The 12,533-nt window shown below is 62.5% G+C and carries 11 protein-coding genes; 5 read left to right on the top strand and 6 right to left on the bottom strand.

Going from position 1 to position 12,533, the window contains the following annotated elements; translation table 11 throughout:
* Positions 1-136: 136 nt before the first annotated feature.
* From V1278_RS33585 to V1278_RS33570, 4 genes are all read left to right on the top strand, one after another.
* Positions 137-868, top strand: coding sequence for an amino acid ABC transporter permease (locus V1278_RS33585; protein WP_057841470.1), 732 nt, complete (start codon positions 137-139; stop codon positions 866-868).
* A 2-nt stretch (positions 869-870) separates the two neighbouring features.
* Positions 871-1,563, top strand: a complete 693-nt coding sequence (locus tag V1278_RS33580; RefSeq protein ID WP_334366676.1) for an amino acid ABC transporter permease — start codon at positions 871-873, stop codon at positions 1,561-1,563.
* A 6-nt stretch (positions 1,564-1,569) separates the two neighbouring features.
* Positions 1,570-2,301 carry an amino acid ABC transporter ATP-binding protein gene (locus tag V1278_RS33575; RefSeq protein WP_334366677.1) on the top strand — a complete coding sequence of 244 codons (732 nt, stop codon included), beginning with the start codon at positions 1,570-1,572 and terminating at the stop codon, positions 2,299-2,301.
* Between the two features lie 158 nt (positions 2,302-2,459).
* Positions 2,460-3,317, top strand: a complete 858-nt coding sequence (locus V1278_RS33570; protein WP_334366678.1) for a D-amino-acid transaminase — start codon at positions 2,460-2,462, stop codon at positions 3,315-3,317.
* 180 nt (positions 3,318-3,497) lie between these two features.
* Here V1278_RS33570 and V1278_RS33565 read toward each other — a convergent pair whose 3' ends face one another.
* The 5 genes from V1278_RS33565 to V1278_RS33545 form a co-directional block, all read right to left on the bottom strand.
* Positions 3,498-3,911, bottom strand: coding sequence for a cupin domain-containing protein (locus V1278_RS33565; protein ID WP_334383672.1), 414 nt, complete (start codon positions 3,909-3,911; stop codon positions 3,498-3,500).
* A 15-nt stretch (positions 3,912-3,926) separates the two neighbouring features.
* Positions 3,927-4,388 carry a carboxymuconolactone decarboxylase family protein gene (locus V1278_RS33560; protein ID WP_334366680.1) on the bottom strand — a complete coding sequence of 154 codons (462 nt, stop codon included), beginning with the start codon at positions 4,386-4,388 and terminating at the stop codon, positions 3,927-3,929.
* A gap of 82 nt (positions 4,389-4,470) precedes the next feature.
* Positions 4,471-5,256 (bottom strand): fumarylacetoacetate hydrolase family protein, encoded by a 786-nt coding sequence (locus tag V1278_RS33555; RefSeq protein ID WP_334383671.1) that lies wholly within the window; start codon positions 5,254-5,256, stop codon positions 4,471-4,473.
* Positions 5,257-5,270: 14 nt separating this feature from the next.
* Positions 5,271-6,638: an LLM class flavin-dependent oxidoreductase gene (locus V1278_RS33550; RefSeq protein ID WP_334383670.1), complete on the bottom strand. Its 1,368-nt coding sequence runs from the start codon at positions 6,636-6,638 to the stop codon at positions 5,271-5,273.
* A gap of 31 nt (positions 6,639-6,669) precedes the next feature.
* Positions 6,670-7,722, bottom strand: a complete 1,053-nt coding sequence (locus V1278_RS33545; RefSeq protein WP_334366683.1) for an Ldh family oxidoreductase — start codon at positions 7,720-7,722, stop codon at positions 6,670-6,672.
* Positions 7,723-8,103: 381 nt separating this feature from the next.
* On the opposite strand from V1278_RS33545, the gene V1278_RS33540 reads away from it, so the two are divergent.
* Entirely contained in the window at positions 8,104-12,192 is a 4,089-nt protein-coding gene (locus tag V1278_RS33540; protein ID WP_334383669.1) for a sensor domain-containing phosphodiesterase, read from the top strand.
* On the opposite strand, the gene V1278_RS33535 is transcribed toward V1278_RS33540, so the two are convergent.
* Positions 12,166-12,504, bottom strand: a complete 339-nt coding sequence (locus V1278_RS33535) for a hypothetical protein (RefSeq protein ID WP_334383668.1) — start codon at positions 12,502-12,504, stop codon at positions 12,166-12,168. The genes V1278_RS33540 and V1278_RS33535 overlap by 27 nt on opposite strands.
* Between the last annotated feature and the right edge of the window lie 29 nt (positions 12,505-12,533).

Genomic DNA, 12,533 nt, shown 5'->3' with positions numbered 1-12,533 from the left:
AATGCGCGGCTCCTCAGGATGAGGGGCTTCCACCCGGCAAGTCCGGCCATTTTTTGAAAGCAAAGAATGGCCGGACATTTGCATACGCAGTCATAACCAAAGAGCTTTACCGGCACTTTCGGGGACAAGGTGCAGCGTGAACTATAACTGGAACTGGCACATCTTTTTCGAGCCGAACCCGACAGGGGCGGGGACCTATCTCGACATGTTGGTGGCGGGACTGCTGCTGACCATCAAGACGGCGCTGCTGGCCTGGGTCATCGCGCTGATTTTCGGCACGATCATCGGTATCCTGCGCTCGCTGCCGTCGAGAACCGCGTCCTGGATCGGCTTTGGCTATGTCGAATTCTTCCGCAACATGCCGCTGCTGGTGCAGCTATTCCTCTGGTTCTTCGTGCTGCCGGAACTACTGCCGCGCGGCGCGGGGCTGTGGCTAAAGCAGATTCCGAATGCGCCATTCTGGACGGCGGCGATCGGGGTCGGGTTGTTCATGTCGGCGCGTGTCGCCGTGCAATTGGCCGCAGGCATCGCCTCGCTGCCGCGTGGACAGAAGAATGCCGCGACCGCGCTGGGTCTAACCACGGCGCAGGGCTACCGCTACGTGCTGCTGCCGATCGCGTTCCGCATCATCCTGCCGCCCCTCACTTCCGAATTCCTCAACACCATCAAGAATACGTCCGTCGCGATCACCATCGGCCTGATCGAACTGACCGGCCAGGCGCGGGCGATGCAGGAATTCTCGTTCCAGGTGTTCGAGGCCTTCACCGCCGCGACCGTGATGTATCTCGCGATCAACATCGTCGTCGTCACCGGCATGCGCTTCCTTGAACGCAGCCTGGCGATCCCCGGCTATATCACGGGGAAATAGCGATGTTCGACAATCTCGATTTCGATGTCATTCGCCGCTCGCTGCCCTACCTGTTCCTCGACGGCATGAGTTTTACGCTGATGCTGACCGGGTTGTCGGCGCTGGGCGGCCTGGTCTTCGGTACGCTGATCGCGCTGATGCGATTGTCCGGCTACAAGCTGCTCGGCCGCGTCGCCGGGCTCTATGTCGACTTCATGCGCTCGCTGCCGCTGGTGCTGGTGATCTTCTGGTTCTATTTCCTGGTGCCCTATATCGGACAGTGGCTGACCGGCGCATCGCGGCCCATTCGCGTCGGCGCGTTCACCTCATCGCTCGTCACCTTCATCATGTTCGAGGCGGCGTATTTCTCCGAAATCATGCGCGCCGGCATCCAGTCGATCTCCAAAGGGCAGCCGGCGGCCGCAAGCGCGCTCGGCCTGACCTACAGCCAGTCCATGCGCTACATCGTGTTGCCGCAGGCGTTCCGCAACATGCTGCCGGTGCTGCTCACGCAAACCATCGTACTGTTCCAGGACACCTCGCTGGTCTACGTGCTGTCGATCCCGGATTTCCTCGGCGCCGCCAGCAAGGTAGCGCAGCGCGACGGCCGGCTGGTCGAGATGTATCTGTTCGCGGCCGCGGTCTATTTCGTAATTTCCTGTGTCGCGTCCTATGGCGTCCGGCGCCTGCAGGCACGCATTGCCATTGTTCGGTGAGAGCCTATGATCGAAATCAGCCACGTCAATAAATGGTACGGGCCGAGTTTCCAGGTGCTGAAGGACTGCACCACCAGCGTCGCCAAGGGCGAGGTGGTGGTGGTGTGCGGCCCGTCGGGCTCGGGAAAGTCGACGCTGATCAAATGCGTCAACGCGCTTGAACCGTTTCAGGAAGGCCAGATCATTCTCGACGGCATCAAGGTCAACGATCCCAAGACCGATCTGCCAAAACTGCGCGCGCGCGTCGGCATGGTATTCCAACATTTCGAGCTGTTTCCGCACTTGAGGATCATCGAAAATCTGTGTCTCGCGCAGGAGAAGGTGCTGGGCCGCTCGCATGACGAGGCCATGGCCAAGGGCCACAAGCTGCTCGAGCGTGTCGGGTTGACGGTGCATGCGAATAAATACCCGGCCGAATTGTCCGGCGGCCAGCAGCAGCGCGTCGCGATCGCGCGGGCGCTTGCCATGGACCCGATTGCGATGCTGTTCGACGAGCCGACCTCCGCGCTCGACCCCGAGATGATCAGCGAGGTGCTCGACGTGATGGTCGATCTCGCCCATGAGGGCATGACGATGATGGTCGTCACCCACGAAATGGGCTTTGCCAGCAAGGTCGCGCATCGCGTGATCTTCATGGACAAGGGCGAGATCGTCGAGGACGCGCTGAAGACCGATTTCTTCGGCAGCCCGCGCAGCGAGCGCGCGCAGAAGTTCTTGTCGAAGATCCTGTCGCATTAGGGATGCTGCGGCCCATCCGCGTCATTGCGAGCGAAGCGAAGCAATCCATGGTGCCGCAAGTGGAGGAATGGATTGCTTCGTCGCTTGCGCTCCTCTCAATGACGGTTACCTATAACGTCCGCCGCGGCGGCATCGCTATCTTTCAGGAGACTCTTACTTTGGAACAGATCGCTTACGTCAACGGCTCGTTCGTCCCGCTTTCAGAGGCGAAGGTCTCGATCCTCGACCGCGGATTCCTGTTTGCCGACGGCATCTATGAAGTCGCCGCCGTGCTGGACGGAAAATTGATCGACAACGCCTCGCACCTGGCGCGGCTGGAGCGCTCGGTCGGCGAGATCGAGCTGGCGCTGCCGGAGACGACGGCGCGCATCCAGGAGATCCAGAAGGAGCTGGTCGCGCGCAACGATCTCGTCAACGGCATGGTTTATCTGGAAGTAACGCGCGGCGCCGACACCGGGCGCGATTTTGCGTTTCCGAAGAACGTAAGGCCGACGTTGATCATGTTCACCTCCACCAAGGACATCATCAATGCGCCCTCAGCCAAGACCGGCATCAACGTGATCACGGTGCCGGACCTGCGCTGGGCCCGCCGCGATATCAAGAGCGTCGCGCTGTTGGCGCAGGTGTTGGCCAAGCAGGCTGCGGCGGTGGCCGGCGCCGGCGAGGCCTGGATGATCGAGGATGGCAAGGTGACCGAGGGCGGCTCGTCGTCATGTTTCATCCTCACGCAGGACGACGTAATCGTGACGCGGCAGAACGGCAGCGAGATCCTGCCCGGCTGCACCCGCAAGGCCGTCGTCGCGCTGGCCGAAGAACGCCAGCTCCGCGTCGAGGAGCGGGCATTTTCCGTCGAGGAAGCGTTGGCCGCCAAGGAAGCCTTCGTTACCAGCGCCAGTGTGTTCGTACAGGCCGTGGTGTCGATTGACGGCAAGAAGGTCGCCGACGGCAAGCCCGGCCCGATGACCAATCGCTTGCGCGAGATTTATGTGGAGTTCGCCAAGGCGACGGCGGTGTAGCACTCCAAGATGTCGTCGTCCGGCTTGACCGGACGACCCAGTATTCCAGAGACGCCAGTGTTTGAGCCGAAAGGCCGCGGCGTACTGGATGCCCCGCCGGAGCCTGTCATCGGGCGCGCATTCGCGCGACCCGGTGGCGGGGCATGACAGCGGAGCGCGCGGGTGCGCGGTTCACACCCCTCACTTCTTGCCGAACGTCGTCAGTTGCGCGCCATCGTCGGCAACGAAAACCGCGAGCAGGCTTGCAGGCTCCGTTGTGCTCGCATTCTCGCTAACGAGGTGCTCGCTGCCGGGTGGCTCAAAGAAGCTTTCGCCCGCCTTGTAGACGCGGGCCGGGCCGGTCGCCGAATTTTCTGACCGGATGCTGCCCGACAGCACATAGGCGAATACGCTGCCGGCGTGATGATGGCTGGCCGACTTGCCGCCCGGCTCGTAGTTGACCACGACGGCCGTCAGGCTCTTGCCGGGCACGTTGGGAAGTTTCTCTGAACGAACCGGCGTTACCTTGTCGCCTTCGGCATGGGCTGCGGGTATGGCGACGATTGCCAGCGCAACCACGGCCGCTGCCGCGACATGATGCATCGTCAATTTCATATTGACCTCCTCGCTTTACGCCACTGCCGCCTTTGTCTTGACCGGGTGCACCGCGCGAAAAGCGATCGCCAGCCGGTTCCAAGCATTGATAGCCCCGATCAGCATGGTCAGATTGACCGTCTCCGCTTCCGAGAAGTGGGCGCGCACGTCTTCGTAGAGATCGTCAGGGGCATGCGTTTCAGCAATCAGCGTCAGCGCGTCGGTCCAGGCCAACGCCGCGCGTTCACGGTCGGTGTAGAGCGGCGACTCGTGCCATGCACTCAACAGATACAGCCGTTGCTCGGTCTCGCCGAGCTTGCGGGCGTCCTGGGTGTGCATGTTGATGCAGTACGCGCAGCCGTTGATCTGCGAGGCGCGCGTCTTCACCAGTTCGATCAGCGACTTTTCGAGACCTGAAGCGGCGATCTGGGCCTCCAGCGCGACAAGCGCTTTGATGGTCTCAGGCGCGGCCTGGTAGTAATTCATCCGGGGCTTCATGCGCTTCTCCTTCTCTGCGACGCTTTCAATTTGAGCGGTTGTTTCAGTGTACGCTGACCGCCTGTCTTCATTTCTGAGGACGTTAGACCTTCTCCTTCACAAACCTGTTCCGCAACGTTCCGATGCCGGTGATATCGATCTCGACGACATCGCCGGCCTTCAAATCAGGCGAGGCGCCGTCGGTGCCCATCCAGATCACGTCGCCCGGCGACAGCGTGAAATATTTGGAGAGTTCGACGAGGAACGGCACGATGCCGAAGATCATGTCGTTGGTGCGGAAGCGGCCGGTTTCAATGCCGTTGACCCGGATCACCGTTTCCATCCTGTCGAGGTCGAGGTCGGTTTCGATCCACGGGCCCATCGGCTTGAAGGTGTCGGCATTCTTGGAGCGCCACAGGCTGCGGTCGGCCTTCTGCCAGGTGCGCTCGCTGACGTCGTTGCCGATCGTGTAGCCGAACACGCAATCCATCGCGTTGGCTTCGGTGAGGTGTTTTGCCTTCTTGCCGATGACGACCACCAACTCGCCCTCGTAATGAATCTTCTCGGTCGCGCTCGCCGGGATCACCACATCCTCATTATGGGCGATCAGCGCGTTCTGCGCGCGATAGCCGATCTCGGGCCGGTCGGGTACGTTCGGCGCCGTGCCGGCCTTGTCGGCGGCTTCCTTGAGGTGTTTGAGATAATTCAGCCCGACGCAATAGAAGGTGCGCGGGATCAGCGGCAGCTCGATCTTGACGTCCTTCAGCGCATGCGACTGCGTTCCGCGCTGCCATTCGCCGAACGGATCGCCATCGACGGCGATCACGCGCTCGCCCTCGACAATGCCCCAGGATGTCTTGCCGGCGGCGGTGAATTTGAGCCAACGCATAAAATGCCCTCTTGTTATTCGGCGGCGGCTTGCGGCCGGGTTTTCCAGGCACCGGCGGCAGGCCGCTTCAAGCCGAGATTGTCGCGCAGGGTCTTGCCGGCATAGTTCTTGTGAAACAGGCCGCGGCGCTGCAATTCCGGCACCACATGCTTGACGAAGTCGGCGTAGGAGCCCGGCACGATAGTGGCCGCGATGACAAAACCGTCGCAGCCGCGCTCGACGAACATTTCTTCGAGCTTGTCCGCGATCTCCTTCGGGCCGCCGACGATCGCGTCCTGCACCTGGCCGCGGCCGGAGAAGGTGACGAAGTCGCGCGCGCTGGGATTGCTCCTGCCTGATGCCTTCAGCACGCCGTCGCGAATGCCGAGGATGCCCTGCATGCTCTTGAGCTCTTCCGTGGTCAGCGGCGCATCGAGCGGCCTGGCGGCGAAGTCGAAGTTCAGCGCTTCCGCCAGCAGCGACAGTGCATCGATTTCCAGCGGCAGCTTGTTGATGACGGCCATCTTGTCCTCAGCCTCGGCCTTGGTCGCGCCGCAGACGGGGGTGGTGAGGTTGCAGAGAAACATCTGGTCGGGATCGCGGCCAGATTTCGCCGCTTCGTTGCGGACGGCCGCATAGCCTTCCTTGGCGGCGGCCACGTTGCGCGCGGCGGTGAAGATCACTTCGCCCCATCGCCCGGCAAAGCGCTGGCCGCGACCGGACGCGCCGGCCTGGATGATGACGGGATGGCCCTGCTCCGAGCGGGGCACGGTGAACGGCCCGCGCGACTTGAAGAATTGTCCCTTGTGGTCGAGCCGCTTCACCTTGGCCGGATCGGCGAAGCGGCCGCTCTTCTTGTCCATGATCAAGGAGCCGTCTTCCCAAGTGTCCCAATGGCCGAGCACGACTTCCATGAACTCGTCGGCACGATCGTAGCGGAAATCATGTTCGAGATGGGCGTCCTTGCCCATGTTGTGGGCCTCGCCGTCATTGAGCGAGGTAACGACGTTCCAGCCCGCGCGTCCCCCCGACATCAGGTCGAGGGTAGCGAAGCGGCGGGCGACGTCGAACGGCTCGTAATAGGTGGTCGAGCAGGTCGACCCCAGGCCGAGCTTCGTCGTGACCATGCCCATCGTGGTCAGCACGATCAGCGGGTCCATCTTCACGCAGCGGATGCCGTATTCGACGGTGTGGGCATGATCGTTGCCGTAGCGGTCGGGCATCGCCAGGCGGTCGTCGAAGAATGCCATGTGAAATTTGCCGGCTTCGAGGATCCGGGCGATCTCCTGGTAGTAGTCGGCCGACATCGAATCGTCGCGCGATTCCGGGTGCCGCCATGAACTCGGCAGGTTGGTGCAGTTCTGCGCCTGCAAAAATCCCACCAGCGCCATTTGCCGTGTCATGCCGTTCTCCTTGTGCGGACTGGTTTGGATTTCATTTCAGGTCGAGCTTAGCGATGAGCTTGTAGTCGGTAGCGAGTGCCTTCAATTTTTCCCAGGTGGCGTCCTCGACCTCGATACCGTCGCGCCTGCGCTGCTGCTCGCGGATATGTTCGATCTCGCCGGGATAGAACACGCCGGGCGAGCCTTCCGACGGCGGCGTCGATTTGAGATAACGCGCGAACTCGCCGACCTCCTTCTCGAAATCCTTCAGGGGACGGAAGGCCGCAACGTTAAACACCGCCATGAAACATCCGTCGTTGTGCCGGCCGGTCGGCTCGACGCCAAAACCGAGGCCGGTGAGCAGGCCACAGAGCACTTCCACCATCGCCGCCAGCCCACTTCCCTTGTAGCCTTCGCTGCCGCCGAGCGGCAGCAGCGCGCCGCCCTTGCGATACTGGGTGGGGTCGGTGGTGTGCCGTCCGTCGGCGTCGATGATCCAGCCTTGCGGAATCCGTTCGCCGCGCGCGACCGACAGTGCGATCTTGCCGGCCGCCACCGCCGAGGTGGCCATGTCAAGATAGAACGGCGCCTCAAGATCCGATGGCACCGCAATCGAGATCGGGTTGGTGCCGAGCCTTGCCTCGCGGCCGCCGAACGGCGCGACATGCTTCGGCGAGCGGCCGGAATCCGCGGCGGCAATCCCGATCATGCCGGCCCGCATCGCCATCAGCGGGTAGGCGGCGAGACGCCCGACGTGGCTTTGCCGGAACACCGTGCAGGCGGCGACATTGGCGGTCTTCGCCTTCTCGATCGTCAGGGCCATCGCCTTGGCGTTGACATGAAAGCCGAACCCCCAATGGCCGTCGATCACGGTCGTGGTCGGCGATTCCTGGACGATCGTCCATTTGGCGCCGGGCACGATATGGCCGGCCTTGATGCGGTCGATGTAGGTCGGGATCGCGATCACCCCGTGCGAATCGTGGCCGGCGAGATTGGCGTTGACGCAGCCGACAGCGACCGCACTGGCTTCCTCTTCAGTTGCACCGGCAGCCCTAAGCAGAGCCGCGCCGATTCGCGTGAGACGGTCGGCCTGGACCATCGGCATGGGAGTTTCCTCACCTTGAGCGCCCGCGCGAACCGCGGGTCGTGCTTGGTACCGGCATGCTCTCAAAGCGCCCGCGCCAGGGCAAGCGTGGAAATATCCTGTTAGCCATGCCGTCAGCACGGCCCTCACGTATCTGGATTTTCATCCTGCAAAATTCGAAAATTGCTTGCAGCCGGTCCCGCATCCCGGCCGGCGCGCGCCAGCGGTATGGCTGACAAATCGTGAATGGGCCGTAGTTCTCCGGAGCAGCGTCGTTCGCCGTTGGTCTGACATTTACTCTGAATCGCAACTCGCGGCCGCCAATAACGAGCATTTAGGCCTGTTGCACGCATAAAATCCGCAAGGGGCAGCCCGGCGCTGCCGGCAGGGAGCTTGGGGACGGTGACGACCGACATCGCGCGAACACTCGCGGCGTTGAATGCGACCAACGAAGCGATTCTGTACGCCAAATCGCCCGAAGAACTATATGCGAAGGTCTGCGAAGCCGCGTTCTCGGTCGGCGACTTCCTGGCGGTCTCGGTCTTCCTGCTGGAGAGGGAAACCAATCTCCTGCGCTTCGCCGCCGGCTGCGGCGATGACGTGCCCCGCCTTCGCAGCATCGACATTTCGATCGTGGCTGGTACGCCCGAGGGTAACGGGGTTGCCGGGCCCGCCTTCCGTGACCGGCGCGCATGCGTCAGCAATGATTTCCTGAACGACCAGCGTTCTCTGGCCTGGCGCGAGGGCGCCAAGGCCAACCAGGTGGGCGCGGCGGCGGCGCTGCCGCTGATCTGCAATGGCCAGAGCGTCGGCGTGCTGCTGGTCTCGCGGCGCGAGGCGCACTCGATCGACGCGCAGCTCGTATCGATGCTGGAGCGCGTCTCGGCAAACATTTCGTTTGCGCTCGATAATTTCGACCACGAGGCCGCACGAAAGAACGGCGAGCGTGCGATGCGGCGGTTGAACCGGATGTTCGGCGCCATCAGCGCGACCAACGAAGCCATTCTTCGCGCCAAGACCGAACAAGATCTCTATCAGCGTGTTTGCGACGCCGCGGTATACAGCGGCAAATCCGCGGCCACAGTGGTCCTGCTCGCAGAGCCGGACTCGATCTGGCTGAAGCCGGCCGCCGGGACGGGCGCAATCGTCGAACAGATCATGCGAGCGCCGTTCTCGATCGACGCGGGCAACCCGTACGGAACGGGCGTCTGCGGCAAGGCATTCCGGACACAGCAGCCGGCCGTCAACAACGACATCCTCAATTCGACACAGGGGCAGCCTTGGCATCAGGCCACCCGCGAGACGGGCGTTATCGCCTGCGTCGCCGCTCCCTTGATTAAGGCGGATGAGAGTATCGGCGTGCTGCTGTTCTTCGTCGGAAAGCTGTGGGCGGAGGATGAAGAGATCGTCGCGCTGATGGCGCGGATTGCGGAAAACGTCTCCTTCGCGCTGGAAAACTTCGAGCGCGCCAGCGAGAAGGCGCGGGCCGACGCCCAGAAGCAACGTCTGGCGCGCATGCTGGCGGCGCTCAGCGCCACCAACGAAGCGATCGTCCGCGCGACGTCGCGGGCCGAGCTGTTCGAACTGGTGTGCGAAGCTGCCGCAAACGGCGGACGGTTCAACTCGACCAGTATCCTGTTGGCCCGCCCCGACAGCCACGATATCGATCTGGTCGCCGTTGCAGGGCCGACGGCAGACAACATGCGGCGGGTCAAGGTCTCGACCAACGCGGATCTGCCTGAAGGGCGCGGTCTCTGCGGCAATGCGTTCCGCTCCAGGCGAGCTTGCATCGCAAACGACTTTCGGACCGATCCGCGAGGATCGGCATTTCGTCAGTTCATTCACAGCGACGGTGCTATGTCTGGCGCCGCATTTCCGCTGCTCGTTTCCGGTCAGCCCGTCGGCGTGATGTTCTTCATCTCGTCCGAGAAAGACACGTTTACGCCCGAATTTGTCGAACTGCTGCAGCGGCTCACGGAGAATGTGTCGTTCGCGCTGGAAAATTTCGACCGTGCGGACGAGAAGGCGAGGACCGAAAGTCAGAAAGAGCGCCTGACGCGGATGTTCGCTGCTTTGAGCAGGACCAACGAAGCCATCATGCGGGCCAAGTCCCGCACGGAGCTCTTTGATCTCGTGTGCGAAGCTGCAGCAAATGGCGGCAGGTTCACGTCGGCCACCATTGCGCTGGCAACTCCGGGCAGCGACCTTCTCAGGATCGTGGCTGCCTCCGGCCCGGCAGCCGAGACGACGCGCCATGTCAGGTTGTCAACCGATGAAAGCCGTCCCGAGGGACGTGGGCTCAGCGGAACGGCGTTCCGAACCAGGCGTCCATGCATCACCAATGATTATGTTGGCGACCAGCGCGTTGCCGCCTTCCAAGCCGTCGTAGGTAGCTATGGCGCTCAGTCGGGCGCTGCCTTTCCCCTCCTGGTGCATGACGAGCCAGTTGGCGTCATGATTTACATGTCCCTGGATAAGGACACTTTCACTCCCGAATTCTCGGAACTGCTGCAGCGATTGGCCGACAACGTATCTTTCGCTTTGGAGAATTTCGACCGCGCCGACGACAAGGCGAGGACCGAAATCCAGAAGGAGCGCCTGACGCGGATGCTGGCGGCGCTGAGCGCAACCAATGAGGCGATCATCCGCGCGACGTCGCGGGCGGAACTGTTCGACCTGGTGTGCGAGGCCGCGGCCGACGGCGGCAAGTTTACCCTGACTTCCATCGTGTTGACGAAACCCGACAGCGACTATCTCGACGTTGTCGCTGCCGCCGGTCCGACTGCCCTCAGCGCACGTCTGGCAAAGATATCGGCCAGTGAGGCACACCCGGAGGGACGTGGGCTGTGCGGCCAGGCGATCCGTTCGCAGCGCGCCTGCATCATCAACGATTACCTCGCTGATCCCAATACCGAGGCGTTTCATCACCTAGCGCGTCTTGATGGTACGAATTCCGGCGCTTCATTCCCCCTGCTGGTGCATGGGAAAGCCGTCGGCGTGATGTCGTTCATGTCGCTCGAGAAGGATACGTTCACGCCCGAATTTGCCGAGTTGTTGCAACGGCTCGTCGACAACGTGTCCTTTGCGCTGGAGAATTTCGACCGCGCGGATGAAAAGACCCGCGCGGACGAGCGGATCGAGTACCTGGCGTCGCACGACAGCCTGACCAACCTGCCGAACCGGGAAATGTTCAACGGTATGCTTCGCCGCGCGATCGACGCCGCCGCGCGCTACCAGCGGCAGTTTGCGCTGCTGTTTATCGACCTCGACAGGTTCAAGATCATCAACGATTCGCTGGGGCATGACGCCGGCGACATGTTGCTGGTGGAAATCGGCGACAGGCTACGCCGCGCGCTGCGCTCGAGCGACGTCGTGGCGCGGCTCGGCGGCGACGAGTTCGTGGTCATTCTGGAGGAGGCGGCCGAGCGTCACGAGGTGGAGCGCATAGCCGGCGAGCTTCTCTCCGTACTGGGCCAGCCGCTGCAGCTCAGCGGTCACGAATGCCACACCACCGCCTCGATCGGAATTGCGATGTATCCGTCGGATGGTACCGACATGCAGACGCTGACCAAGAACGCCGACATGGCGATGTATCTCGCCAAGGAGGACGGCAAGAACGGCTTCCGCTTCTTTACCAAGGAGATCAAGACGCAGTCGATCGAGCGGCTGACGCTGGAGAGCGCGCTTCGCCGCGCGCTGGAGCGCGACCAGTTCTCGCTGCATTATCAGCCGAAGATCGACATGGCGAGCGGCCAGATCACCGGCATCGAGGCGCTGCTGCGCTGGGTACACCCTGAACTCGGCACCGTCTCCCCGGGACAATTCATCCCGCTCGCCGAAGAAACCGGCCTGATCGTTCCGATCGGCTGCTGGGTGCTCAAGGAAGCCTGCGCGCAGAACATGGCCTGGCAGCGCCGTGGCCTGCGGCCGGTGACAATGGCGGTCAACCTGTCGCCGCGACAATTCGCCGATCCGCATCTGCTGCACGATGTCGACGAGGCGCTGTTGGCAAGCGGCATGGCGCCGGTGCTGCTGCAGCTTGAAGTCACCGAAAGCATGGTGATGCGGAATGTCTCGCGCGCGATCAAGGTGCTCGACGCGATCCAGAGCCGCGGCATTCGCCTTGCGATCGACGATTTCGGAACCGGCTATTCGTCGATGTCGCTAATGAAACAGTTCCCGATCGATACCATCAAGATCGATCGCTCTTTCATTCGCGACCTGCCTGTCGATTCCGAAGACCAGGCGATTGCGCAGGCGATCATCAGCATGGGCAAGGCGCTTGGCATGACCGTTATTGCGGAGGGTGTCGAGACTGTCGAGCAGGAGTTGTTTCTGCGCAATCACGCCTGCGACGAGATGCAGGGCTTTCTGTTCTCGAAACCGCTGCCTGCAAAGCAGATGGCTGATTTGCTTCGGGCCGAACCGCGGCTCGCCTCGCCGCCGCTGCAGCCGGAAGCCGGGTCAGGGTTGGAACGCACCGTCGTCTGACGGCTGCGGGTGCAGTTCACGCACGAGCTTGGTGTCCGAAGCCTTGCGAGGAAAGTCGTCCGGCCAGGGCAGGGTCGTCTGTCCCGCGAAGGCTTTGAGGAGGAATTCTGCCGCGGCGGCATATGTCGCTTGGTTGGGCAGGCCAAGCTCGGCACACCATTCCGCCGACAGGGATTGCGGCGCGCTGCGCAACTCCATCGCCGGTCCCCACCACCATGCCGGGGCGGGCGATCGTTCGGTTTCGGGAACAGCCCGCCAGCGTGCATACTCGCCGATCAAGCGTTCGAACTGCAATCGCGCCGCCGGATGCATCTCATCTCCTGTCATCCGATGATATCCAC

The organism is Bradyrhizobium sp. AZCC 1577 (genome assembly GCF_036924575.1).
Taxonomy (GTDB): Bacteria; Pseudomonadota; Alphaproteobacteria; order Rhizobiales; family Xanthobacteraceae; genus Bradyrhizobium.
The sequence above is the reverse complement of the archived record's forward strand: the minus strand, read 5'-3'. Positions and strand labels throughout refer to the sequence as shown.